This window comes from Acaryochloris marina S15 (assembly GCF_018336915.1).
In the GTDB taxonomy this organism is placed as follows: Bacteria; Cyanobacteriota; Cyanobacteriia; order Thermosynechococcales; family Thermosynechococcaceae; genus Acaryochloris; species Acaryochloris marina_A.
Genome location: NZ_CP064923.1, coordinates 1,124,557 through 1,150,812, shown reverse-complemented (window position 1 = coordinate 1,150,812; position 26,256 = coordinate 1,124,557). Strand labels below are relative to the sequence as shown.

Sequence of the window (26,256 nt, the reverse complement as noted above, 5' to 3'; positions counted from 1 at the left end):
ATTTAGGTTTGATATCCCTATCACTCCTTAACAAAACAGTGCCGGCACGAAGCTTCGCCCTAGTGAAAAAGCGTGGCTAATACAGGAAATTGGTGATTTTTTGAAAACACAACAACCGTGAGGTTGTGGCCATTGACTTCAGTCTGAACTAGAGGTCCGTGATCATAAGGTACGAGTCTGGGAGAGGGCAGAATGGAGTATAGCTTTCCTCGTAAACAGATCAACTTTGAACGAACCGCTTTATCTTCAGATCGGTGATCGAGTTGCCGACCGATACCGTATTGTCTCGATTCTGGGGCAAGGTGGGTCTGGAGTCACTTATGGGGCTGAAGATCTTGATAGCCATCAGCAGTGTGCTTTGAAACAACTGTCTTTGAAAGGCATGACCCATTGGAAGCAATTGGAATTATTTGAACGCGAAGCCCAAGTCTTGTCTCAGCTCGATTATCCAGGGATACCGAATTACATCGATTACTTCCAAACGGATACGGAGCAGAACCGCTGTTTTTATATTGTCCAGGAACTAGCACCTGGTCGCTCTCTAGCTGACTTAGTGCAGGAGGGTTGGCGAGCTTCTGAAGCTGAAGTCCGACAGTTAGGGGTGAAGGTTTTGAATATCTTGAAGTATTTGCATGACTTAACCCCACCGATTATTCACCGAGATATTAAACCCCAAAATATTATTCGCAGTGACGATGGCCAGATTTATCTGGTGGACTTTGGAGCGGTCCAACATGTCTATCAAACTACGATGGCAGGCAGTACCGTTGTAGGCACCTATGGCTATATGGCACCCGAACATTTTCAGGGGAAAGCTGGCCCGGCCACGGATCTCTATTCTTTGGGGGCAACTCTACTATTCCTGTTGACTCACTGTTCTCCTGCAGATTTGCCCCAACAGCGATTGAAGATCGATTTTCGCAAAGCCGTTCAACTTCAGCCAGATTTTGCCACTTGGTTAGATCGTCTACTCGAACCTGCGGTGGAAGATCGCTTACCCTCAGCCCAGGCTGCGCTGGCAGCCTTAACCCAGTCCTCTCCCAGATCTGTTCGTCGTCAATCGTTCTCCCAACGAAAAAGGCATCAGCCCAAAGGCAGTAAAGTTCAGATCCAGAGAATCCCCTCCCAGATCACGGTGGATATTCCTCCTAGTGGTTGGCGGGGCAAGGTCCTCGGCATGGAAATGCTTGCCTTGTTTGCTGAAGGGTTTCTGTTTGCGCTCATGGCTAGTGGTCTTATCAGCATGTTCAAAATGATTGAAGGCCCCATCCCTGTTGAGATGATATTCGCGTTCGTACTCCCTTTACTCATAGGTGGAACCCTACTGATGGCAGCAATCTTGTTCGGGTTAGCAGGAAGAATTCACGTACAGATTAATCCTCAACAGTTTCAGATCTGCTGGTACATTGACCGTCTGGGTCTCCGTTATGGTCAAACACTGGGCAACACCAAAGCCTTAAATGGGGTTAGGTTAACGGCCGCTACTGCCAATTCTGATAAACTCTGTACTCTAATTGAAGGAGGCCAACGCCATACATTTGGCACAATGCTCAGCCTGCCAGAGAAAGAATGGCTGGTGCATGAAATCAGTGATTTCTTATGGTTGCAACAGCACCAAAGCCAGCAGCCAACAACCTCAGAGCGTTGATCGGGCTAGCTAGAAGGGGCGAGTTCAGCATTCCTGCTGATGCAGATCTTCTGGATAACGCTACCCTAGAGATCACGCTAGGAGCGTTTCTTCCATGCATTCTTTATGACCTCCGGTTTTCCCAATCCTTACGCCTTTGAGCATTCTGATCCAGAAACCTTAGAAGCTGAACTGGACCAGACCATCCAAGATTTTGAGCAAATGCAGGCAGAACTCGGGTATCAGCAAGCCCATTCTGCCCTAGAAACCTTAGTGGAGAAACTCGATCTCTCTCCCCGAGAACGAGCAGGCTTGGAAACCGAAATTAACTCCCTGCAGTCCATGCTCGACAAGCTGGAAAAACAGGTGGTGCACATCGCCGTGTTTGGCATGGTCAGTCGAGGGAAATCGTCTCTCTTGAATGCTTTGTTGGGACAGTCCATTTTTGCTACCGGGCCGGTGCATGGAGTCACCCAACAGAGTCAGCAGGCTAGCTGGTTTGTGGATCAAAAATCCGGTGAAGATGCGATTCGGGTGTCGTTGCAAGGGGTGGGGCAGTCCCGGATTGAGCTGATTGATACCCCCGGCATCGATGAAGTCGATGGTGAGGTGCGGGAACGACTGGCCCGCCAAATTGCCCAGCAGGCGGATTTGATTCTGTTTGTGATTGCTGGGGATATGACCAAGGTGGAGTTTGAGGCTCTATCGGAGCTGCGGCAGGCCAGTAAACCGATCCTACTGGTGTTCAATAAAGTGGACCAATATCCCGAAGCCGATCGCAACGCCATTTACGAGAAAATCCGAGACGAACGGGTGCGAGAGTTGCTGTCTGCCGATGAGATTGTCATGGCCTCGGCGGCCCCACTGATGGCCCAAGCGATTCAATATCCTGATGGTCGCTTGGGAGCAGAACTCGTACCAGGACCACCCCAAGTCCAGGATCTAAAGCTGAAGATTTTAGAAGTGTTGGAGCGAGAAGGTAAATCCCTGGTGGCCCTGAACACCATGCTCTATGCCGATGATATTAATGAGCAGCTGATTGAGCGGAAGATGCGGATCCGCGATCGCAGTGCGAATCAGATCATTTGGCGCGGGGTAATGGCTAAAGCAGTCGCCATTGCTCTCAATCCCGTCACCGTTGTGGATGTGATCAGCAGTGCCGCCATCGACATTGCCATGATCCTGACCCTCTCTAAGCTTTACGGCATTTCCATGACCCAAAAAGGGGCCGTGGATTTACTGCGCAAAATTGCCTTAACCATGGGCGGCGTTGGGGCTACGGAACTCCTCACCACCCTGGGACTAAGTTCCCTCAAAGGGCTACTCAGTCTAGCGGCTCCGGCGACGGGGGGAGCCTCCCTGTTGCCCTATGTTTCTGTTGCCATCTCGCAAGCAGCTGTAGCGGGTGTCTCTTCCTATGGGATTGGTGAAGTTACCAAACGGTACCTGATCAATGGGGCATCCTGGGGACCCAATGGCCCCAAAACCGTGGTCAACGAGATTCTCTCTTCTCTAGATCAGGCCACTATTTTGAACCGCATCAAAACCGAGCTGCAGGAAAAATTAGATCCTACCGATGACGGTACTGCAGTGGAAGAGAGCTAACACTTATTCTGGGGTGGTGGCAGTATCTGCTCCCGTGATATCGATGGTGTCATTGACTTGGAGTTTGCCCTGGTCATCAATGCTCCAAATGTCATAACTCCCGGTGACATCGCCCTGAGGGTTCAGATCGACCGTGCCACTGGCTCCCTGGTAGTTGATGGCTTTACCGTCCCGTAACAGGGCCAAGGCTTCACAGACATCTGTTACTTCTTCCCCGGGTGCATTGGCAACCTCGGTTAACTGCTCTCGAATCCCCGTTCCTGTGGTCTCCTTAGCAGCCTCGGCAGCCAGAACCAGTAGGGCTGTCGCATCCCAAGTATTAGGGTCAAAGACGCCGGGCTCCCGCTCGAAAGCCTCTTGATAGCGTTTCTGGAAGGCAGCTAATGCCGGGCCACCTGCACTGGGAGCTGTCCCCAACATCCCGGCCACTAGATATTTCCCTTGGTCATTTTTCCCCACTAAATCGGCAAGGCTAGCCTCTTTCATGCCGTCAGTGGTAATCAATGCCGTTTTCCCCTCTAGAAACCCGAGTTCTTGGGCAGACTTGAGGATTAAACTGCCTGTCTCGGGATAGGACACTAGTAGTACCGCATCGGGCTGCCCTTTAAATACCTGATTTACTTCTGTATCAAAGGTGGAGGTATTCGGATCGTAGAAAGTGGGCCGAGCTTCATTGACCACCGTCCCCCCTACTGCTTTAAAGGCGGGGATAAAGGCAGAAACTAAGCCATTCCCATAGTCATTATTGATGGCCAAAATAGCGATGGACTTAAACCCTTTTTGTTTCGCTAGTTGGGCGAGAGCCTGACTTTGAAAGGTGTCAGGGGGTGCCGTTCGGGCCCAAAATCCTTTGAATTCGCCTTTTTCAGCCCGTTCAGTAAAAACAGGGCTTGTACTAGCGGGAGAGATTTGCACCACTTGACGCCGTACTGCAATAGGAATCGCGGCGCTGGATGAGGCGCTAGAGGCAGCTCCCACTACCCCCACCACTCCATCGGCTTCAACGAGTTTGGTCATGGCTTGGGTACCTTGGGCCGGATCCGTTTGGGTGTCCGCACTGATTAAGGTAACGGGTTTGCCCAATACCCCATCACAGGCATTCACCGTCTTCACTAGTAGATCAGCCGTGTCTTGCATGGGAGTGCCATATTGCGCCAAGTCGCCGGTAATGGGGAGTAGCGTTCCTAGTTTGAGGCCGTCTCCTGTTGAGGTCGGGGAGGAGAGTTGACACCCTGCAATGGCATAGCAAAGACCTAAAGCCGCCCCAGAAACTAGACGTTGACGAAGCATAACCAATCTCCCTAATACCGAATATCAGCAATGAATTGATGGGACCCGAAAAATCCAATAACCAGCTTAGTAGACTCACTTCCGCTTCTTCTAGTCCTGCTACAAAGCTTTAATTTACCCAGGCGGGACGAGAGCTTTTGGGAGCCCTCTCGGTGCAAATTTGATCCCATTCACCATATATTCACTGGGACTTTGTATCGTGATACACAGTTTTTTACTGGGATATCCCACGGAGGATCAGCATGAAAATGAAAGCGATTGCCGCTATTAGTCTGGGCATGTGTTTGCTTTTACCCACCGCCTCGACCTTGGCTCAATCTGAGTCTGATTCTATGCCCATCAGTCCGACCCCTGATGGTTCGATGACACCGGAAGCGCCCCCCGAGGCAGCGCCCCCTATCGAGACCGAAGCCGCTCCTCCCGAAGAAAGCATCACTCCTGAGAGTGCTTCTCCCTCTGAAGGTGCCGAGCCAGATGCCAATATTGGGGGTGCAGAAGATGGCGCTAAGTTGGTGACCTGTGGCCCCAATGGTGCAGCGAGTGTTGCCATGTCTGTTCGCCCAGGTTGTCATCAGTTGAAGGTCAATTCTCCTCCTGGAGTCAAGTAAGCCCTCATGATTATCAGAGTCAAGCCGATTGTTTGAGACTCTGATAATCTTTGCCTATCATTCACGTTTTCTTCACAAAGTTAGAGAACTCTCTCTGGCCTTTGAGTGCAAACCGATAGCATGATTGTTTTCAAGGCTCTGGTGTTTATGTGAGCTATCTTTACTGAACAAAGGTCTAATCTTTCGGCCACGAGACTATACCTTTGTTCAATAAAGAAAAACTTATTCTTTGATTTTTAATGATTACTTTTTTTTACTGCTAAAAAGCGACGGACTTTGATCGAATGGGTTTAAGTAGCTTGGTAGACTCAGCATTCGAGCAAAGCATCATTCAATATATCAATCTCGCTACAGCAGATTTCATTTACAAAAATAAATAATTTGCAGTCCTTATTCTTGCATAATGCAAATTGATGAGTGGTTTCTGAGTTTTCTAAGAAAACTCTAATTTTTTTCCTTAGAAATTTTTGCTAGGCTAGGAAAAGTGAATCAAAGGTTTGAGTAATAACCAGGCCATCGCTTATCCCCATGTCGATCTGTGAAGAGGCGATGCCTAAATTCATTTTATAAAGACCAAGGGGTATGACTATGAACGTCCAAGACATCCACCAGTATTTCAAAAATCCGCCACCCGTATACATTACTAAGGAAGTAGCTGTCTGCTATATCCTGACGGTTCTGCTGGAAGAAGGAGATTCCTATGGCACGGCTCTCCTGAAGCATATTCGAGCAAATCACCCTCCGTATCGAATTTCTGACACGGTGCTGTATGCTGCCCTTAATTTCCTCATTGATGAGGAGATGTTGAGTGGGTACTGGCAAAATGAGTCTGGCCGAGGTCGACCTCGACGGATGTACCAAGTGGCCGAGGGACGAGAAAAGGATGCTCAGAACCTGTCCCAACTGTGGCTAAAGTTTTTGGGTAAGGATCCTGCCTTGACGGAGTCTTTAGTGTTGACTTAAACGTCTTTAGACCTTTAATTGAATGACCTTACGGCTGGAACTATACCTTGGTTCCAGCCGTCTTAATATCAACGTGGGATTTGAAGATTTCATTCGCCCGAGACATAACTTGACAGACGAGTGATCGGTGTTAAGGTTTAACTCTGCTATGTGCATACTCATGGCATAAGAGCATGGGTTTGAGGTCACGAATATCGGGTTTGTTTGAACTCACGCACATCTAAATTTTGAGCAATTAGAGAGGAGCTATGAAAGGATTAATTCGCTGGGGTCTGATAGTTAGCCTGGCCGGAGGTGGCTTTGTCGGTACCTCTCTAGTGCAGCAAGAAGCTGCGATCGCAATTCCCGAAGCGGAAGCGGTTAAGCGCCTTGAAACGGTTCCTACTTTTGCAGTAACAGACGCAAAAGGGTCACCTGTTCTTGCAGCTGTCCCGAACCCGAAAGATAAGACCAAAAAGATCCAAGTGGCGACCTTTTTTATGAGCCAAACGGATGCTCAAAATTTGGTCAACAACTTAAAGGCTAACAAGCCAGAAATTGGTAAGTCCGCCCGCGTGACTCTGATTTCTCTGCGAGATGCCTACGAAATCACGAAGAAGAATAAGGATAAGCAGGATGAATTGGTGTTCCAATTTATCCCGAATAAAGAGCAAGTCGATCTTGCCAAGGCCATCCTGAAGCAGGAAGGCCAGGATGTGAAGCAGTTTCAGGGCGTCCCCATGTTCTTCGCCATTGGCGGCAAAGAAAAGGGATTATTGACGATTGAGCAGGGTAAAGAGAAGATCATCCCCTTCTATTTTCGCAAGCAAGATTTGCAGGGCATGATCGACCAGCTCAAGAAGCAAAATAACCCCCTAAGTGGCACCACCAAAATTCAGGTGACGTCCTTGGATCGCCTGGTGGGCTCTTTGTTCAAGTCTGAAGATGCTACCGCCAAACAAATTGTGCTGATTCCGTCCCGAGATGCCTTAGAGTATGCTGTTCAGCAGCAGAAGAAAAATGGCGCTCAGCCCCAGAAGCCTAGTGCAACCCCAGCGGCAACCCCTAAAAAGTAACGCCTTCCAGGTCTCGGGTCAGAGACTTTGGCAATGGTATCAACACGCGATCGCAGATCTGTCTCCAGGGCAGGGGCGATCGCGTGTTGATTTAAAGCAGGAACTGGACTGGCTTTTGTTAGAAGTCTCGGATCTAGAACCTCTCGATTTGAAGCTAGCACCATCAGAGACCCGGATCATGCAGGTGTCTTTGGCAGAATTACAGCAGCTTTGGCAGCAGCGACTAACTGAAAACATTCCTGTCCAACATTTAACGGGAACCTCCCATTGGCGGCAGTTTCATCTGCAGGTGTCAAAAGATGTCCTGATTCCTCGCCCAGAAACGGAATTGCTGATTGACTTGGCTGTAGATGCAGCTCAAAACTCTGCTCGTCTAGAACAGACCCATTTATGGGCCGATCTGGGTACCGGAAGTGGAGCCATTTCATTAGGGTTGGCGACGGCTTTTTCCCAAGGGACAGTGCATGCCGTGGACTGTAGTCAGGCAGCCCTAGCGGTTGCCCAAGGCAATAGCCAGACCTATGGCTTAGACCAGCAAATTCACTTTCATTTAGGCCAGTGGTTTGAACCTTTAGGAGGGCTTGAAGGTCAGTTTTCTGGGATTGTCAGTAATCCACCCTATATCCCGACGGACGTTTTACCGACCCTGCAGCCTGAAGTGTTTGACCATGAGCCCCATCTGGCTTTGGATGGGGGCCGGGATGGATTAGAGGCGGTGCGGGAGATAGTTGCGATCGCACCCCAATACCTACAGCCCGGTGGTGTCTTACTTCTAGAGATGATGTGTGGTCAAGATGAAGCCGTTAAAGCACTCCTCATGAACCAAGGCCAGTACACGCAGATTCAAATTCATCCAGATTTAGCCGGTATTCCCCGGTTTGCCCAAGCCTATCGAATATAAGTTACGGTTCGAATACAGATATTTGTGACAACCATGACCATTCTGGAGCGCCTTCAATCAGACTACGACCGCTTCCCCGAGAACCAGTCTTTTGACTTATATGCAGAGGATGTTTACTTCAAAGATCCCCTCAACCAGTTTCGCGGCGTTGCCAAGTATCAGGAAATGATTGGCTTTATCCAGAAGTGGTTTATCAATACCCGCATGGAAGTTCATGGCATTGATCAGCAAGACAACGAAATTCTCACCCGCTGGACCCTATATTGGCAGGCACCATTCCCCTGGAAACCCCAGATGGCGATTACGGGCCGCAGCGAACTGAAGCTCAACGAAGCCGGTTTAGTCTGTAGCCATATTGACTATTGGGATTGTTCGCGTTTCTCGGTGTTTAAACAACTGTTTTTCCCAGTTGCATCGTCTACCGTGTAAATAGGCGGTTAGCGAGGTGGGGTATGGAAGTCGGTTTACCGAAGGAAATTAAGGATCAAGAATTTCGCGTTGGTTTGAGTCCTGCTAGTGTTCAATCTTTAGGACAGCAAGGTCACTCAGTCTTTGTCGAAACGCAGGCTGGCATCGGTGCTGGCTTTCCAGATAGTGACTATCTGCAGGCTGGGGCCAAAATAGTGGCCACAGCCGATCAGGCTTGGAACCGTGAGTTAGTGGTCAAGGTAAAAGAACCCTTACCCGCAGAGTATGGCTTACTGCAGTCAGGACAACTTCTGTTTACCTATCTGCATTTGGCCGCGAATCGCACATTAACCGAGCAGTTAATGAAGGCCAACGTGAGTGCCATCGCCTATGAAACTGTAGAAGTGACCTTGCCAGATCGCATTTCTTTGCCTTTACTGACGCCCATGAGTGTGATCGCGGGTCGTCTCTCCATCCAGTTTGGGGCTCACTTTCTTGAGCGACAGCAAGGCGGACGAGGTGTTTTGCTAGGGGGAATTCCAGGAGTTAAACCCGGCAAAGTTGTCATTCTTGGTGGAGGCGTGGTGGGCACAGAAGCGGCTCGCATCGCTGTGGGCATGGGGGCTCATGTGACCATTTTGGATATTAATGTGGAGCGGCTTTCTTATCTTGAGACCCTGTTTGGCTCTCGGATAGAGCTGCTGTACAGCAATTCTCGGCATCTAGAACAGGTATTACCCACGGCGGATCTATTGGTTGGTGCAGTCCTTGTACCCGGCAAGCGGGCACCCATCCTGGTGTCTCGTGGATTAGTTCAGAAAATGGTTGCAGGTTCGGTGATTGTGGATGTCGCCGTGGATCAGGGGGGCTGCATCGAAACCCTACACACCACCTCCCATACTGATCCAGTCTATGAAGCCGAGGGTGTCCTCCATTATGGGGTTCCCAATATGCCGGGGGCAGTGCCATGGACGGCGACCCAAGCCTTGAATCATAGTACGTTCCCATTTGTGGCCAAACTTGCCAACCAGGGCTTAAAGGCCCTAGAACAAGACGTAGCCTTGCAGAAGGGATTGAATGTATACCAACACCGTTTGGTTCACCCTGCAGTCCAGCAAGTGTTCCCGGACTTGGTCGCCTAAATCAGCTCTGGGAGAGCAGCTCAAGGGTATGCTGAAGGGGACGTCTTGAGTGGTTGGGCGCGAACCTATGTCCCATTCTGGTGAATTAAATCCTGAGTCTGATCTGGTCTTAGTGGTAGGAGCCACAGGGGGGGTGGGGCAATTGACGGTGGGAGAGCTCCTCGCCCAAAACATCAAGGTGCGCATTCTTGCCCGCAATGCCGACAAAGCCCGACAGATGTTTGCCGATCAAGTTGAGATTGTGGTGGGCGATACCCGAAAGGCCGACACATTACCAGCAGCGATGCCCGGTGTGACCCATATTATTTCCTGCACTGGCAGCACTGCCTTTCCCTCAGCCCGGTGGGAATTTCGAGAAGTTTCAACTCGGTGGGAATGGTTTAAGCGATATGCCAAGCCGAGCTATTGTCGAGCGCAAGCGGATAACAGCCCTGAAAAGGTGGATGCCGTGGGGGGGCAAAATCTGGTGGATGCTGCTCCCCAGGATTTAAAGCGGTTTCTGCTCGTCTCTGCTTGTGGCATTGAGCGCAAAGATAAACTGCCCTTCAGTATTCTCAATACCTTTGGCGTGTTGGATGCCAAGCTGGTGGGCGAAACAGCACTCCGTCAATCAGGCTTGCCCTATACGATTGTGCGTCCGGGTCGACTAATCGATGGTCCCTATACCTCCTACGATTTGAATACGCTGCTGAAAGCCAAAACGGAAAGTCAGTTAGGTATTGTCGTTGGCACGGGAGATCAGCTCTCAGGAGAAACCAGTCGGATTGATTTGGCGACTGCCTGTGTCGCCTGTTTACAGAATTCCCACACAGTTGGCAAGGTTTTTGAAATAATGAGTGAGGGGGCTCGACCTAGCACCATTGATTGGAACACTTTATTTTCAGAACTAATCTAGCCCCAACAATGCAGCGTGTCGCTCAATTCTTTTCGAGGCAACCTCCTCTCACCCATAACATCTTGAGTATCGGGTTTCGAGGAGCTGGGAAAACCGTTTTTCTAGCAGGGAGCTATACCTCTCTCCACTTCAATCGTAAAAAAGCCCGATTACATCAAGAATGGCTGGACTGCCAAGACGCTGAGTCTCACGAGAAGATGAATCAGCTGTTGAACTTCATCACCCAGTCACGCCAATATCCACCGCCAACGTTAAAAGCGACTGATTTTAACTTCAGCGTTAAGACTCGAACCCTATGCGGTGTCAAAACGCGCTGCCATTTGCACTGGTGGGATATACCAGGAGAATTTTGCCAGCCCAATAATACCGATTTCCAATTGTTGCTCTTTAGTTCCCATGCCTGCTGCTTGCTGATTGATGCCCCAGCTTTCGTCAATGATCGTCCCTACCAACAGAAAGTGAAATCGGTGCTTCACCAATTGGCGCAATTCCTGCCCCAATCCCAAGCGAATCGTCCCAATTATCCGTTGGCAGTCATTCTGACTAAGTTTGATTTGTTGCAAACGGAGCTGAGTCGGGGGCAGCTAAAGCAGCAGCTTCAACCGTTCGTCCAGGATTTACGCAGTCATCAGATTAACTCTCATGGGTTCACCTCTGCGATTCCGCTGATCTCTTTCGGAGCCAGTGTGACCTTGCATCCCCAAGGGACGGGTGCTCCTTTCCGCTGGCTGATTTCAGAATTGAAAAAAACTGAACAGTCATGATGGTGGGGCATATTGAAAATGAGACTCAATTCGCGTCAGCTAAATCTCCAGGACTGAATACGGATATTTGGAGAGGTCTGAGCACTGGACCTATTTTGAACCATGGAGGAATGCTGAGTTTCTGGTTTACCCAGTCGCTTCCATCTCCATAATGCAATCTTGAATTTGCGGATGCATGTCTTTCAAACTGGCATGATATCGACGCCCATGGCCCGGTAAAATCCACTCAAAATTGTAATTTAAAAGTTTTTTCATGGATTGAATTTGCTCATCCCAGGAATACCAACAGTAGCGTCGGAACCCCACCAAACGATTGGCCCCTGCCGACCAAGCTAAATGGTCCCCTGTAAACAAAAAATTCTTGTGCAGCAACACGGTATGGCCTTGACTATGGCCTGGCACCGGAATAATCAGTAGGTCTGGGGCCAAGGTATAAGGGTCGGTTCCCTCAAGTGTTAATTCTACATCTTGGGTTTCTGTGGAAATATCATCCTGGTGCAAGATTCTAGTGCAGCCAAAATGCGATTGAAACTGAGCATGGTCCGCTACATCATCCTGATGGGTGAGGTACATATACTTGATGCCCCCCATCGCTTCTAGTTGTTTCACCAGGGGCGGTGTAAATTGGGGCGAGTCAACCAAGACATTGCCATCATCCCGCTGAATAAAATAGCTGGTTGCCCCAAAAGATTTCTCAGAATGGTAGCCACAGTGGTAGACATTTTCAGCTACTAAAATAGGTAGGCTTTGCTGCACCTGGCGAATCTCAGTGGGTTTCTCCACGGTTCCAATTGAGGCTGTCGGACAAGATAATAAAGCCTGCAAGGCATGGAGCCGTTCTTTTTCTTGAGTGGGCTGGGCAAACACGGCTGACTGACTGCCGTCCCGATGAAAAATTTCGGGAGCCATCCATCGGCAAGTATCACAGTCAATACAGGTACTATCGACGTATACATCTCCCGTAACATTTTGCGATCGCATCTTCTGTATCTGAGCCATGATTAACACCTCTGGAAACGCCGCCTGCCTCTAGCCTAGCGTGAGCCTCAGGTCTTCAGCTGCAGTGATAGGCTGTAACCGTCCGTGACTTCCCCTCTCCTCCTATGCGCACCATTGCCGATATCAACGACAAAATCGAAGAGGGCAAAGCCGTTGTCTGGACGGTAGAAGAACTGAAAGCCAAAGTGGCTGACCTGGGGATTACCCAAGCGGCGAAAGCCGTGGATGTGATTACCACGGGCACCTTTGAACCCATGGAATCCTCGGGGGCCATTCTCAACCTGGGACATACGGATCCACCGATCAAAATTCGCCAATGTTGGCTGGATGGGGTGGCGGCCTATTCTGGATTTGGGGCGGTGGACCTGTACTTAGGCGCTTCCCAAGCCCCAGATCGCAAGCAGCCTTCAGAATTAATGGAAGGGGAAGATATTCAAATGCAAGGGGGCGGTCATGTCATCGAAGACTTGATCGCGGGCAAAGCGATTCATCTCCGGGCACTAGGGCAAATGACCGATTGCTATCCTCGGGCCACTCTAGACACGATGATTACTAAGGAGACCATTAATCAGTTTTATCTGTTCAATCCCCGCAATCTCTACCAAAATTTTATTGTGGGGGTGAATGGTGGCGATCATCTGCTTTATACCTATCTGGGGCCTCTACAACCGCGCCTGGGGAATGCCATCTACTCCAATCCAGGGGCCTTATCTCCTTTACTGAATGATCCGAACTTGCGGCTCATCGGCGTCGGGACTCGAATTTTCTTAGGTGGGGGAGTGGGCTATGTCACTTGGGAAGGAACCCAGCATTTTCCATTACAAAAGCGATTGCCAAATGATACGCCCATTGGGCCAGCGGCGACCCTGGCACTGATTGGAGACGCCAAACAGATGGAGTCGCGATGGGTGCGGGGCTGTTATTTCAAGCAGTATGGTCCGTCTTTGATGTTGGGGGTCGGCATTCCCTTACCCGTGATTGATGAAGAAGTGGTCCGCCGTTGTGCGGTCACGGATGAGGACTTAGTCGCCCCCATTATCGATTTTTCGATTCCTCGTCGCGTGCGGCCGACCTTTGGTTTAGTCAGCTATGCTCAGCTGAAATCTGGAACCATTAAAGTAGAGAGCACTAAAGTTCGTTCGGCTCCGTTAGCCAGTATGGCTCTGGCACGTCAGGTAGCCCTAGAACTAAAGCAGTGGATAGAGTTGGGGACGTTTACTTTGACGGAACCGGTGGCGTCTATTGCTTGCGATCGCACCTTCGTTCCCCAGGATGCTTGGGGGTCACAAATTAGCCTGGAATAACCTCATGCCCTTTGATCTCGCTGGAGGTTTTAGTCAGTAACCTGGCCAAAATTAGGAATACTTTTATTGTTCAAACAACGAATACTTGTTGTTTGCAGTTTGTGCAACTTTTAGCCAATATTTTCTTCAGCAAGTTAAAAAAAACAGGGTATTCACAACAACTGAATTCAGCAAAATTTAGCATAAATAACATCTCAAGCTTTGGTCATAAATAAGGCAATAGGGTTGAATGATTGACTCGAATTGCCAGCGTCAACAACCTATCGGTGCAAGGGAATATCACAGTGAGCGGACCTTCAACAGAATCTCAAACCTGGCCATCTTTTCCCAAAGCGATCTTGTCGGTCAGTCGCAAAGAGCATTATCACCAGCCCCTGGGTTTAACGATTTTGTCTCGGAAGGATGGGGAGTTGCCAGTAGACCCCAGTAGTACAGCCTTTCTGGAACCTCAATATTGGCAAAGCCATTCCCCCCAGTCTGACGTTCCTGGGCCTCTCCCCACAACCTTGAAGGGCCATGTGTTTGTGATTGGCACGGCTGCCTCCTTTGATTCCCACAAAATTAAAGATACTGAAATTTATTTACCCACCCAAGGTGGTTGGCAACATATCTATTCTGGCGATGGCATGATCTATCGCTTAGATTTTCATAGCTCAGTTCATTCAACCATCACATCAGAGAACCCCCACCCCGAGCAGCCTTGTGCCACCACTCAGCAACCGGGATGGGCCCATTTAGCGACTCGCCTGATCAAAACCCCTGATTACTACGCAGACTGGGCTTTGGAGTCCAACCCCAAATATCTAGAGCAGTGGTCAGACTATCAGCAGCTTACGTTCCGGGATGCAGCCCTAACGCGTCTATCGATGGGATTGGGAGGCCGCAATTATCTCAATACTGCCTGGTTACCCTTAAAGCCAAAACAGAATGATAGCGAGCGATTGCTGGTGACTTGGGATGCCGGACGGCCCTACGAAGTCGACCCCTGTTCCTTAGGATTGGTTGCCCCCGTCGGTCTCAATAAAGATTGGAAACCGATTTTTGATATGCCGGCGGTTTCAAGGCCCCTGCAAAAGCTTTTTGGGTTCCCGATTTTGTCCCAGGTGTTTCCCATGATTCTGTCATCGGCTCATCCCGTATATGACGACCATGAAGATGCCGTTTATATGGTCAATGGCACTAAATCCATGGGCAGCATGATGCAAGTCACGAGACTGCAGCCCTATTTCCTCAAAGGGCTTTTGAAATTCTTAAATAAGCTAGAGGGAGAAGATCCCAATACCCCGCGAACGTCTTTCTTTGACTATGTTGTGCTGGCGTTAGTCAATGTCGTGCTTTGGCTCCTAGGGATTCTGCTGGCTATTTTGAGTTTCTGGGAGGTTGGAGGGACCGATCGGCTCTTCCTCTATCGATGGCAGGGGGAGCAAACAGAGATTGATAAATCAGATCAATGGGAAGTGGTGACGGAAAAGGGGCATTCAATTCCCATCTATCAGTCCGTTCATCAAATGTCTTTGACGAAAGACTACATCGTTATTTCCGATTCCAGCTTTAAATTTGTGGTGGCCGATGTACTGCCCAGCTTATTCAATCCCCAAAATTTTGCGAAAAACCTACGCAGGGTTGTGAGCTTCGTTGCCCGTCCCAGACAAACAGTGACCGAAAACCCTGAGTCCACTTCTACCTCGACTGACTCACCCGATCAAAGTCCAGATCAGATCAAAAAAGGAATTAAAAGGGACTTACGCCAGGATTTTCAAGATTTATTTTCATTCCTCAACTATGCCCAAACTCCTTATACCGATGTGTACGTTATTGCCCGGACTGACCTAGAGTCTACTGATTCCAGCCCAGGGGGCAACAAAGTGAAGGCCAAGCATTTTCGTCTTCAACCAGAAACCGCCCATTTTCTGGCGAGTTATGAAAATCCAGCTAACCAAGTGGTTCTCCATGTAGGCCATATTAAAGGTCTCGATCCAGCCGAATTTGTCAACAAAATTGACGAGGCGGTGTGTCACTATTCTCAAACAGCCAACTCAGGGCAACCTTGCCCGGAAGATATCAATAAAACCCTGCAGCAGCGATCCGGTGTTTTAGCCAACAGTATGGCTCCGAATCAGTTAGGAACTTGGACCTTAGATATGGCAACGGGACAATCCGAAAAAGCCATTATTGAAGACGACGATAAGTTTCAGCTGCTGGCCTTCTTTGCCTTCAATGAAAAGACAGCCAACCACTTGACAGATGTGTATTGGAATTGCGGCGGTGCCTGGCCCAACCACCACACCCTTAACCATCTCGATCTATACAAAGACCAAATAGACCCTCAGGTTCTCGATCAACAAATCAACCGAATTGCCAAGGAAGGCAGACCGGCCAATCTACTGCGAGTCAGTCAAACGTCCCCTCTAGATGGACAGGCATCTACTCCTCCTCAGCTCAAGATTGAAGATTATTACGCCTTTCCGCCGGGCTACTATGCCAGCTCTCCTCAGTTTGTACCCAGAGAGGATGGTACACCCAGTGCAACCCACGGCTATATTGTCTGTGTGGTGGTGGCAACGGATTATTCTCAAACAGATGATGCAGAATATCCTAAAGTGAGCGAGCTATGGATCTTTGATGCCACCCATCTGAGTCAAGGGCCACTGTATCGTCTGAATCACCCGGAGTTAAATATTGGGCCAACTCTGCATACGGCCTGGCTGAGTAAGCTTGAATCCCCCCCATCCCGGACGGACTATGACGTTCGGGAAGATTACAAAGGAGTACTCGATCAAATGGAACCTGAAAATCTAAAAACTCGCATACAGGATCTATTTGAACAGGAGGTGTTCCCTCACGTGATTCATGACAGTGCAGATGCGAGTGCGAAGCAAACCTTCAAGATGAGAATTTTTGATGCTACTGGCGTATCCACAGCTGTCCATCACGGCATTGAACAATACGCGACGGCCTGTGGATATCATGATCCGATTGTGATCCGAGCTGAGGAAAATACCTTGGTTCAGGATGTTCAATATCAAGACACAGATCAACTTTCCTCCCAGCAGTTTGCTGAAATTATGCAAGCAGGTGTTGACTTGTATCGTGGTCACTGGCCCCATCAGCAGGGTGATGAAATACCCCCATTACTCCACCAAAGTGCAAAGGCCCTTGCGGCACTGTTAAAAATTATTGCAGCTGTAGAAAATGGAGTTCTTCTGCTGGGCCAACTGATTATTATCAAATCTAGCAATCCAGAGAGTATCCCCCAGACCTATGTGAAAGTGGTGTCGGAAGAGTTAAAACAGACCCTGGCAGAGACCCCCGAGCTTTTGGATAGCTCTCAGGCGATGGTCAACTTTCTCTATAATCGAGCAGAATTACCCGATGCAATTGCTTAGACTGGGTCAAATTAGTGGGCCACGTGTAGGGGGATCACACTGGTGACAACCTTCGATCTCTTGATAAGTTAGTGGGTGACTTAATTTCTTACCTGCTCCATTTAATAAACAGTTTTTCTTGTTAAACCTAGCTCAAACCAATCACAATAAAGCTTTGCTGTGGGCAACTATCAGTGCTCTAGGGTGGATGGGGCTGCTGTCTTCAGCATCAGCTCAAATTCGCCCTGATGCCACTTTGCCGATCAATTCAGAAGTCCGCTCAGAAGGCGCATTACAACGAATTCTGGGCGGGACTCAGGCAGGACAAAACTTATTTCATAGTTTTCGGCAGTTTGATCTCCCCACTGGTACAACAGCCTACTTTGACCAGAATCCTGCTCTGACCAATATTTTTGCCCGGATTACGGGAGGGCAGGCATCGACGTTAGATGGTGTGCTTCGAGCCAATGGAGCCACTAATTTATTCTTGATTAACCCTAGGGGGATCTTGTTTGGCCCCAATGCTCAACTGAATGTGGGGGGCTCTTTTTTAGCCACGACGGCCAATAGTGTCCTGTTCTCGAATGGCAATATTTTTAGCGCAACCCCCACAGCCCAGTCTGCACCGTTGCTATCCATTAACCGGCCCCTTGGGTTGGCATTCAATCAACAGCCGGGGACGATTACGGTTCAGTCTGACCTCAACGTTCAGCCGGGGCAGACCTTGAGCCTGTTAGGGGGCGATGTCAATGTCAGGGGCAATCTAACTGCTCCAGGGGGGCGGATTGACTTGGGTGCCGTTGATGCGAATCAACAGGTGCAGTTGAACCCTTCATCTAGGGGATTAAACTACAGCGGTGTCCAACGCTTTCAAGATATTCGCGTTGACAATTTAGCCACGGTCGACACGAGTGGTCCTGGGGGTGGCGTGATTAATGTTCAAGGCGATCGCATCACCCTGGCTGAGGGAGGACGATTGCAATCCGTTACCTTGGGGGAGATTGATGGTGGTGGTATTACAGTTAATGCTGCAACTTCTTTAGAGGTCTTGGGAAATCTTTCACTGAATAGTCCGATCGATCCCCTTATTGCCCAAAGAGGCTTTTTTCTACCCCAAACAACGACTATTCTCTCAACCACAATAGGGACGGGTCAGGCCAGTGCGATTGAAATTAATACTGGCACGTTACGGGTTACTGATGGCGCTAAGATCACCGCCGCCACCGATGGATTAGGCCCCGGTGGGAACCTTACCATTACTGCAGCTCGTTCTATTGATGTCGGAGGGGAAACGATCCTCTTGGGATTCCTTCCGGAAGCGGTTCCCTTTACTGAACCTGTGACTCGAAATTTCCTCATTGACCAGACCAGTACCAGTCAAATTAATGCTCGTAGTGCATTTATTCCCAACAGTGGCCCCAGTGGCAATATCACCATTAATACGGGCGATCTAACCTTACGGGATGGCGCAAATCTGACGGCGGGATCAAACTTTGGACCCGGCGGTATGATTACCCTCAATGCAACCAGCACCGTTGAAATTGTAGGGTCTAGTAAAAGCGGATTTTCAACGAGTAATGTGTCTACAGCATCTATTAGCTCGAACAATGCTTTAGATACCATTATTCGAGCTAATAAACTGATTATCCGTGATGGCGGTGTGATTACGGCCAGTACTTTTGGCTTAGGGCAAGCGGGAGATATCCAAATCAGCACGACTCACTCCGTTGAAGTTCTGGGGATAAGTCGATCGGGTCTGATTGCTAGTCAAATTAATGCGGGTACCTTCGGCGCTGGTGATTCTGGTGATATCACAATTGATACAGGTAAGTTAAGGATTAAGGATGGGGGAATCATTCAGCTAAGTAGTGTGGCTCAGGGCCAGACCGGCTCCTTGAAAGTAACAGCTAACTCAGTTTTTCTAGAGAATCAAAGTCAGATTAGTAGTAATGCGGTGGCGAGTCCCGCAGGCAATCTCAATATCGATACCAATCTATTGTTCCTAAACAATGGCAGCAACATTACTACCAATGCTTTTGGGCTGGATGCCGGTGGCAATATCAGCCTCAATGCTGATGTTATTGTGGCGCTCCCTTTAGACGGCGACAGCAATATTACTGCAAATGCATTCAATGGACCGGGAGGGCAAATCACCATTACGACTCAGGGTCTTTTTGGGATTGCGGTGAGTGAAAGCAATACTGATCTCAATGAGATTACGGCGATTTCTCAAAACAATCCTCAGCTCAATGGCATGGTTGACCTCAACACCCCAGATGCTGACCCCAGTGAAAATCTGGCGGAACAACCCGATGATGTCGAGTCTCCTCAACCCATTGCTCGAGGATGTCAAACTCGGCAATTTGCGAATCAAAGTCGCTTTAAACGCTTAGGGCGGGGTGGTTTACCCATTAGCCCCCATAGCTCTCTCTCTTCCTTAGCGGTATGGCAAGACCTGCGGACAGATCCAGAGCCTTTATCTCAAGTCATTCCCCCCTCCGAACTAACCGCGACTTTACCCACCGATACTCCAGTACAGGAGATTACGGAAGCTCAAGGTTGGCAGCAGGATGACCAGGGACGCACCGTGTTAACAACGCAGCGCCAAGGCCCATCACATTATGCGTTCCAACCCTCTGCTCCCAATTGCTAACTTCGGACAGCATCCACGGGGCCAGCGGAAACGATGACCACTCGGTCAGGATGGATAAACGCTTCAATGGCTTGATTGATCTCGGCCATGGTTACAGCACCTATCCTTTGGGGCAGGTGACGGATGTCTTCGATGGGTAAGCCCAGGACTTCATTCATCAAAAACCGTTGGGCCAAAATATCGGGATCAGACAGATCAACAGGGTAACTGTTGAGGATAGATCGCTGGGCCGTTTCTAACTCGGACTGAGTAATTCCTCCTGATTTCACTTGTTTGAGTAAGGCTAGGGTACTGGAAATAGCCGTTTGGGTATCTTCGGGTGATGTTTGCATCTGTACAGCAAAGGGGCCTGCATGGAGTCCAGCGGCAAAGTAGCTATAGATGCCATAGGTGAGTCCTTGGCGATCACGAATTTCAGTCCCTAAACGACTCGATAGGGTATCGCCCCCAATAATCTGGTTCAGCAGCATGGCCGCATAGTAGAGGGAATGGTGGCGTTCAATGCCGGGATAGCCCATATAGGTCACCACTTGAGTCTTGCCCGGCAAAGGAGCGTTGACCCGCTGAATCGTTTGAGGCAGCTGGGGTTCGGGGAAGTCTAGCTGGATGGAGTCCTGGGACTGTTGCCATTGGCCTAGGGTGTGGTTGAGTTGCGATCGCAACTCCGCTACCTCAAAATCTCCCACCAAAGTCAAAATCATATTGTCGGGGTGATAATGCTGTTCATAGAACCGCAAAATTCCCTCTCGACTGATGTTCTTCAGACTATTGGCCGTGGGGAACCCATGAAAGGGGTGGTCTTGGGTATAGATTTTTTGTTGAAAGGTCCGTCGAGCTAACGCTCCCGGATCATCTAGTTCGAGCTGCAAGTGGGTGAGCATCCGCTGACGAGATAATTCCAACTGCTGCTGGGGGAAGGTCGCGTTCTGCAAGACATCCCCTAAAGTCTCTAACACCACGAGAAGATCAGGAGACAAGGCATATCCAGACACATCGACGCCTTCTCGCAGGGAGAGAAAATCTAAACTTGCCCCACGATCTTCCAAGACTTTGGCAATGGCTAGATCATCTTTGCTAGTGGTGCCGCTCATCAAATTATCTGCCGTCATGGTGGCAACTCCACCTAATGTCAGATAATCCCACTCATTACCCGCCCGAATATGCCCACTGAGTGTAACTGTGGGCGTACTGTGGTCCTCCAGCAACAGCACCGTCAAACCATTGTCTAAAACCCACCGCTCGGGTAAAGATTGGGTATCTGAGCCAGCGGAGGTCGCCAAGTCAGGCAGATATTTTGCCACCTGAGCCGGATCGACCGGTTCGCTAGGGGTAAAGTTTTCGGCCGTTTGGGTTGCAGGGATGCCTGCCGTCATGGGCTGCTCTTCCAATTGCGTGGGCTCAAATAAGCCGACGGTTCTTTGGATGGGGGTGAGATAGGTTTGAGCGACTCGCTGCACATCTGCAGGCGTCACCGCTTCAATCCCACTCAGGTAGCGATCGCTAAAGCAGTGATCGTTGGTGACAACTTGGTTATAGGCCAACTGGCTAGCCTGATTCTCGATTTCGCGATTACTAAGAATAAAGCCGGCCTTGACTTGAGTTTTGGCCCGTTCCAGCTCCTCAGTCGTAATGGGCTGGCTACGCAGCTGCTCCAGGGTTGCCTCTACCACCTGATCAATTTCTGATAGCTCACCTACCGCTGCAGTCACCGAAATGTTGTACCACCCCCCATCCATTAGGGAGGCAACATAGGCATGGGCATTGGTGGCTAAGCCAGATTCAATTAAAGCTGGATAAAACCGTGAATTGCGCCCAGCCGACAGGATCGAATCCAAAATCTCTAAGGCCGGAATATCAGGATGCTGGGCATCAGGAATAGGATAGACCGCATCCAGCAGAGGGGCACTGCCGGGTTCTTTCAGCACAATCGGCGCTGAGGGGGCAGCTTGAGTGACCACTGGCATCGGTGCAGGTGCCGTTGCGACAGGACTGCTTGGAATCTGACCAAAGTAGGTCTGAATTTGCTCTAGAACAGTGCCTTCGTCAAAATCCCCCGTGATCACCAACGTGGCATTACTCGGCTGATAATAGGTCTGGTAATACTCCTGCACTTGGGCCAGGGTAAACTTCTCCACATCGGACTTGTTGCCCCCGACCGATAATCCATAATTAGAATCTGGAAAAGCCTGCTGCATCACGGCCTTACTAAGGCGATAGTCGGGACTGTTCTCGTAGCCTTGCAACTCTGAAATGACGACTCGCTTTTCACTGGCCAGATGTTCAGCCGTCAGGGCCACATTCTGCATTCGATCGGCTTCTAGAATCAGCAACGTTTCTAGTTTGTCGCTACCCACGGTGCCGTAATAGGCGGTCATATCATAGCTGGTAAAAGCATTGGAGGCACTCCCCAGGGCACTAAAGAGCTTGCCAAATTGGACTGGGCGGGATTGAGTCCCCTTAAACATCAGATGTTCTAACTGGTGGGTAATGCCATTGAGTCCTGAGGCTTCGTTGCGTGAACCGACCCGATACCACACTTGCACACTGACAACCGGTGCAGTATGCACTTCCTTCAGTAAGATTGTTAAGCCATTTTCGAAGATTATTTTGTTGACGTCTTTAGTCAACACATTTCGTAAATCGGGGGTACTAGAAATAGTCACGTTGGTAGATATCAAATGGGTCAACAGAGGATAAGCCGCATATTCCTCAGATCTTAGTATCGCTCACCTCCTACCCCTGTGGTTGAAGGGAAAAATCTGAGGTCTTGGTCTATGCCCTGACAGCACATAATGGCCATCACACTTTCGCCAGACTCGTCAGACCACCTCATCCCAAAGGGAATTATCATGACAAGAACATCAGGTTGTTTCGCTAAGAGCCATACATGACCATTAACCCAGGGCCTGAGGAGCAGTAATGGACTTCAATCAACTGTTGCTGTGGATGGTTTATGTATCCTGCATTAGCTTATTAATTGTTGGCTTTAAACGAGGTAAGGCTGCTAGAGGTTGGCTCCTGGTCGCTATATTTCTCCTGGGATTAACGGTCTTACTACAGCAAGTCTTACCGAATTATGTTGGGTTCATCAGTGGTGCCATCTGGTTCCTCATGATATTGATCCCTCAACGAGGATCAGTCCGGATCAATCAACTCACCTGGCAGCATCGATTTCGATCCGCACGTCGATGGGCTCAAGTCCTCCGACTGTTGCATCCTATGGATAGTTTTTGGCAATGGCCCCGCTATCTCTATGCCATGGAGCTCGCTCAAGCAGGTCAACTCCCTGAGGCTGAAGCCAAACTGCTCCCGTTCAGCCAATCCAAGTCACTGATGAGTATGGTTGCTCGCTGCCAAATTTCTCGCTTTCATGGAGATTGGCAAGAAATCCTGGACTGGATGACCCAGGAGACTCCCAAAGCTACGGTCATGAGCAGCACTTCCCTGATGGCGACCTACCTGATGGCCCTAGGAGAAACGAAGCGCCTCAATGAGATGATCCTAGAGCTAGAGCGGTTTCAGCCTCAACTTGCTAATGCTGCCAGCAAATATTACTGGGATTTCAGTCGCCTGATTGTGTTTGCCTTTTGTGGGCAGCCAGAGCTGGTGGCGCGTTTGTTCAAGGGTCCCCTGGCTAACATCGCGAACTCTGCACAACAATTTTGGTCGGCAACCGCAGTAATGGCAGCCGGTGAACCAGAGGTTGCTAAACCAGAGTTCGATCAACTCATTGCCAGTGGCAATTGTCTATATGCCAACACGTTACTCAAGCGTAGTCCCCAGGCCAACGTTGATCATGACTTAGATGATCATTCACGCCATCAGTTAAAGGCGTGGGGAGATGCCTTATTCGTAGAATTACCAGATCGGGAACGACAAAAAATCCAGTTCTGGCGATCGCCGATCACTCAAGGTTTGATTACCATTAATCTCGCCTTTTTTATGGCCGAGATCGTTGTAGGAAGTAGTGCAAATGGTCTCAATTTTGGTACAGATACCGTTGCTTTGTATACCTTAGGGGCACTTATCCCGACAGAAGTGGTCGCAGGGGACTGGTGGCGACTTTTGGCGGCAGCTTTTCTGCACTTTGGCATTGAACATCTGAGCCTCAATATGTTTGGGTTAGCGCTGTTGGGTCCGTTTGTGGAGAAAATGTTGGGAACGTGGCGCTTTTTAGTCTCATATTTGATTACAGCCATTGGCTCAATGCTGGCATTAACTCTATTGACGGTTACTGGTATTTTTGTCACCCCGGCAGCAGTGGGGGCATCTGGAGCAATTATGGGATTAATTGGGACTGAAGCTGCGATTCAGATGCGCATCATCCGACAACAATCTTCTAAAGTGGCAGCGACTCGCTTAAGGTTGATTGGTCTATTTGTAGTGATACAAATGATCTTTGATGCAATAACCCCTCAAGTGAGTTTTATCGGCCATGCTTCTGGTTTAGTGATTGGATTTGGGGTGGGATGCTTACTGAAGCTGAAATACCAGACATCTGTTGTTAAGCCAACAGCACTGAAATCTTCATAAACCTAGTGGTTCCTCAATAGCAATGCCAGTTTTCAGAAAGGGATCTCTATTGTTTTGGTGCTGATTATCATGTTTTGCTGCATGGACTTGCCGTTTAGCCTTATCAGTGTCTAGATTCAGAGCACTAGGGTATGACGAGGTCACTTATGCGGAAACTGAAGTACTATATTGCATCCACGATTGACGGCTTTATTGCCCATGAAGATGGCTCCTTTGATGGCTTTTTGATGGAAGGAGACCATGTCTCAGATTATTTAACGGCCTTACAGCAGTTTGATGCCGTGTTGATGGGACGAAAAACTTATGACGTGGGGGTCAAAGAGGGAGTAACCAATCCCTACCCGCACATGCAGCAGTTTGTGATTTCTCGAACGTTACAAACGAGTCCCGACGAAGCCGTGACCGTTGTCGCTGATGAACTGAATGACTTAGTTCGTAATCTTAAAGCCGAATCCGGTCAAGACATCTATCTCTGTGGGGGTGGAGAGTTGGCAACAACGCTTTTAGCAGCCAAGCAAATCGATGAAATTATTCTCAAAGTTAATCCGGTACTGTTTGGCACCGGAATTCCTTTATTTGCAGGGGGACAAAACCCTGTCCCTACCACTCGTCTGCAACTCTCGGATCACAATATCTATAGCAATGGTCTAGTGTTGTTGTTCTACACCATCCTTTACGAACCAGCGAGTTGAGAGACGGCTACTTAACGATGATCACGCGTTGAAATCCTAATCCAAATTTAAAGTTCCCTTCGTACTGCATGGTATTAAGACCCAGATTTCTCATGAGTGCGTGCCAAAGGGACCAATTTGTATTAAGTTTTGTCAAAGGGGCTCTTGGCTCTCGCTTTACTCTAGAAATTTTATTTAGAAACTGAGAAGATATGTTCCGGATTCGCACCGCCATTTTATGTACGCTTTTAGCATTGTTTTTATTACTGCCTTTACCTGCTCATGCCGCCAGTTCTGCAGCCACTCGTGCGATTGATGATGCAGACATTGTCACGCAAGATTTTTCGGGGCAAGACTTACGAGAGGCTGAATTCAGTAATAATCAATTGGCGGGTGCTAATTTTAGCGAGACCGACCTCACAGCTGTCGTTTTCAATGGGGTTGACTTGACGGGTGCCAATCTAAAGAACGCTGATATGACGGGTGGTATGGCCTATCTGAGCAGTTTTGCAGAAGCTGATCTTAGCGGAGCTATCTTGACGGAAGCCATGCTATTGCAGTCTAGTCTTCGCGATGCCACCGTCACCGGTGCTGACTTTAGTTTTGCCATCGTTGATAAGGACCAAGTCAAGATCCTCTGCGAGACTGCTAGTGGCGTTAATCCTGTTACAGGTATTGATACTCGCGATTCTTTGGGTTGTCCCTAACGGAAGTAGAGAATGTCTATTCCTTGCTGACTCAGGTCTTGATAAAGATTAAAACCTGAGTCAGCAAGGAATTATGTCTGTAGCCTCTTTCTTCTTCAAAATGGCTGCAGATATTTTTGGATGTAAAGGTTTCCTCATCATGGCAAGAGGTTATTCTGGAAATTTTTTGTCCAGGTCATAACGTAGGGTTAACGGATCAACCATGAAGGTCGTTCACCATCGCCTCAAGAAATAACTCGCTACAATATTTGTCTCAACAAGCCTATTCCGCAATTTTTGTTCGGACTGAATTTGATCCCAGACAGTAACTGATTCATTACTTGAACCCATTCCTAGCGCTAGAACTGTTAAATGATGGGCATTTAGCTTGAACTGGCAGCATGGGCCAGTTGAGGAAATTGGCATAAAAGTGTCAACTACCATTTACACAACAATCTACAAAGCAGAACAAAGAATTTATAAGACAAGTTAAAGAATGTCGCCCAATTTTGGGGATCAAGCTTAGGATCCGATCAGATTAGTATGTCCTCTTATAGGTGAACCCATCCAATTGTTAGTGTTAGGTCCATTTAGTAGAGCTTTGCGCTGATTACGCTTCAATTCCTTGGCACAATTTCCAAAATTCATTGTTCACGCCTCACTCTCGTTTCATATTTCGATCACTCTCGTAGCTGCAGTTTTTTGCTGTGGCGATGTAGCTAAACCGCTCTCAGGATAATTATTGGAGGGCATTGATCATCTCCGTGAGCCGTTGAATTTCTCCTCA

Annotated in this window: 19 protein-coding genes; 16 read left to right on the top strand and 3 right to left on the bottom strand. The window is 48.9% G+C overall.

From position 1 onward, the window contains the following. Positions 1 to 226: 226 nt before the first annotated feature. The gene (locus I1H34_RS06055) at positions 227 to 1,648 is read left to right on the top strand and encodes a serine/threonine protein kinase (protein ID WP_212664810.1); all 1,422 of its coding nucleotides are present in this window, start codon (positions 227 to 229) and stop codon (positions 1,646 to 1,648) included. A gap of 105 nt (positions 1,649 to 1,753) precedes the next feature. After that, positions 1,754 to 3,232 (top strand): DUF697 domain-containing protein, encoded by a 1,479-nt coding sequence (locus I1H34_RS06050; RefSeq protein WP_212664809.1) that lies wholly within the window; start codon positions 1,754 to 1,756, stop codon positions 3,230 to 3,232. Between the two features lie 3 nt (positions 3,233 to 3,235). Here I1H34_RS06050 and I1H34_RS06045 read toward each other — a convergent pair whose 3' ends face one another. Continuing rightward, a complete protein-coding gene (locus I1H34_RS06045) occupies positions 3,236 to 4,522 on the bottom strand; it encodes an ABC transporter substrate-binding protein (RefSeq protein WP_212664808.1) in 1,287 nt (428 codons plus the stop codon). Between the two features lie 242 nt (positions 4,523 to 4,764). Between I1H34_RS06045 and I1H34_RS06040 the strand changes: the two genes are divergently transcribed. The 8 genes from I1H34_RS06040 (at position 4,765) to I1H34_RS06005 (ending at position 11,258) form a co-directional block, all read left to right on the top strand. Continuing rightward, on the top strand, positions 4,765 to 5,130 hold the full coding sequence (locus tag I1H34_RS06040; RefSeq protein ID WP_212664807.1) for a hypothetical protein: 366 nt from the start codon (positions 4,765 to 4,767) through the stop codon (positions 5,128 to 5,130). 588 nt (positions 5,131 to 5,718) lie between these two features. Beyond that, entirely contained in the window at positions 5,719 to 6,093 is a 375-nt protein-coding gene (locus I1H34_RS06035; RefSeq protein WP_212664806.1) for a PadR family transcriptional regulator, read from the top strand. A 248-nt stretch (positions 6,094 to 6,341) separates the two neighbouring features. Then, entirely contained in the window at positions 6,342 to 7,148 is an 807-nt protein-coding gene (locus tag I1H34_RS06030) for a Tic22 family protein (protein WP_212664805.1), read from the top strand. Then, positions 7,117 to 8,049 (top strand): peptide chain release factor N(5)-glutamine methyltransferase, encoded by a 933-nt coding sequence (gene prmC, locus I1H34_RS06025; RefSeq protein WP_212666159.1) that lies wholly within the window; start codon positions 7,117 to 7,119, stop codon positions 8,047 to 8,049. Before I1H34_RS06030 ends, prmC begins: the two co-directional genes overlap by 32 nt. Positions 8,050 to 8,082: 33 nt before the next feature. Further along, on the top strand, positions 8,083 to 8,478 hold the full coding sequence (locus I1H34_RS06020) for a DUF2358 domain-containing protein (protein ID WP_212664804.1): 396 nt from the start codon (positions 8,083 to 8,085) through the stop codon (positions 8,476 to 8,478). A 23-nt stretch (positions 8,479 to 8,501) separates the two neighbouring features. After that, positions 8,502 to 9,599, top strand: coding sequence for an alanine dehydrogenase (gene ald / locus I1H34_RS06015; protein ID WP_212664803.1), 1,098 nt, complete (start codon positions 8,502 to 8,504; stop codon positions 9,597 to 9,599). Positions 9,600 to 9,666: 67 nt separating this feature from the next. Beyond that, positions 9,667 to 10,494: an SDR family oxidoreductase gene (locus I1H34_RS06010; protein ID WP_212664802.1), complete on the top strand. Its 828-nt coding sequence runs from the start codon at positions 9,667 to 9,669 to the stop codon at positions 10,492 to 10,494. Between the two features lie 8 nt (positions 10,495 to 10,502). Beyond that, the gene (locus I1H34_RS06005) at positions 10,503 to 11,258 is read left to right on the top strand and encodes a TRAFAC clade GTPase domain-containing protein (RefSeq protein ID WP_212664801.1); all 756 of its coding nucleotides are present in this window, start codon (positions 10,503 to 10,505) and stop codon (positions 11,256 to 11,258) included. A gap of 126 nt (positions 11,259 to 11,384) precedes the next feature. Here I1H34_RS06005 and I1H34_RS06000 read toward each other — a convergent pair whose 3' ends face one another. Further along, positions 11,385 to 12,257 carry an MBL fold metallo-hydrolase gene (locus tag I1H34_RS06000; protein ID WP_212664800.1) on the bottom strand — a complete coding sequence of 291 codons (873 nt, stop codon included), beginning with the start codon at positions 12,255 to 12,257 and terminating at the stop codon, positions 11,385 to 11,387. A gap of 104 nt (positions 12,258 to 12,361) precedes the next feature. On the opposite strand from I1H34_RS06000, the gene I1H34_RS05995 reads away from it, so the two are divergent. From I1H34_RS05995 to I1H34_RS05985, 3 genes are all read left to right on the top strand, one after another. Continuing rightward, positions 12,362 to 13,561, top strand: coding sequence for a homocysteine biosynthesis protein (locus I1H34_RS05995; protein ID WP_212664799.1), 1,200 nt, complete (start codon positions 12,362 to 12,364; stop codon positions 13,559 to 13,561). 233 nt (positions 13,562 to 13,794) lie between these two features. Continuing rightward, positions 13,795 to 16,947 (top strand): carotenoid oxygenase family protein, encoded by a 3,153-nt coding sequence (locus I1H34_RS05990; protein ID WP_249369848.1) that lies wholly within the window; start codon positions 13,795 to 13,797, stop codon positions 16,945 to 16,947. Between the two features lie 118 nt (positions 16,948 to 17,065). Continuing rightward, the gene (locus tag I1H34_RS05985) at positions 17,066 to 19,579 is read left to right on the top strand and encodes a two-partner secretion domain-containing protein (RefSeq protein ID WP_249369846.1); all 2,514 of its coding nucleotides are present in this window, start codon (positions 17,066 to 17,068) and stop codon (positions 19,577 to 19,579) included. On the opposite strand, the gene I1H34_RS05980 is transcribed toward I1H34_RS05985, so the two are convergent. Continuing rightward, positions 19,576 to 22,242 (bottom strand): M16 family metallopeptidase, encoded by a 2,667-nt coding sequence (locus tag I1H34_RS05980; RefSeq protein ID WP_249369844.1) that lies wholly within the window; start codon positions 22,240 to 22,242, stop codon positions 19,576 to 19,578. The genes I1H34_RS05985 and I1H34_RS05980 overlap by 4 nt on opposite strands. 256 nt (positions 22,243 to 22,498) lie before the next feature. On the opposite strand from I1H34_RS05980, the gene I1H34_RS05975 reads away from it, so the two are divergent. The 3 genes from I1H34_RS05975 to I1H34_RS05965 all read left to right on the top strand — a co-directional run bounded on the left by I1H34_RS05975 (position 22,499) and on the right by I1H34_RS05965 (position 25,490). Further along, a complete protein-coding gene (locus tag I1H34_RS05975; RefSeq protein WP_212664798.1) occupies positions 22,499 to 24,112 on the top strand; it encodes a rhomboid family intramembrane serine protease in 1,614 nt (537 codons plus the stop codon). A gap of 146 nt (positions 24,113 to 24,258) precedes the next feature. Continuing rightward, positions 24,259 to 24,804 carry a dihydrofolate reductase family protein gene (locus I1H34_RS05970; RefSeq protein WP_212666155.1) on the top strand — a complete coding sequence of 182 codons (546 nt, stop codon included), beginning with the start codon at positions 24,259 to 24,261 and terminating at the stop codon, positions 24,802 to 24,804. Positions 24,805 to 24,995: 191 nt separating this feature from the next. Continuing rightward, positions 24,996 to 25,490 carry a pentapeptide repeat-containing protein gene (locus I1H34_RS05965; protein ID WP_212664797.1) on the top strand — a complete coding sequence of 165 codons (495 nt, stop codon included), beginning with the start codon at positions 24,996 to 24,998 and terminating at the stop codon, positions 25,488 to 25,490. Positions 25,491 to 26,256 lie beyond the last annotated feature (766 nt).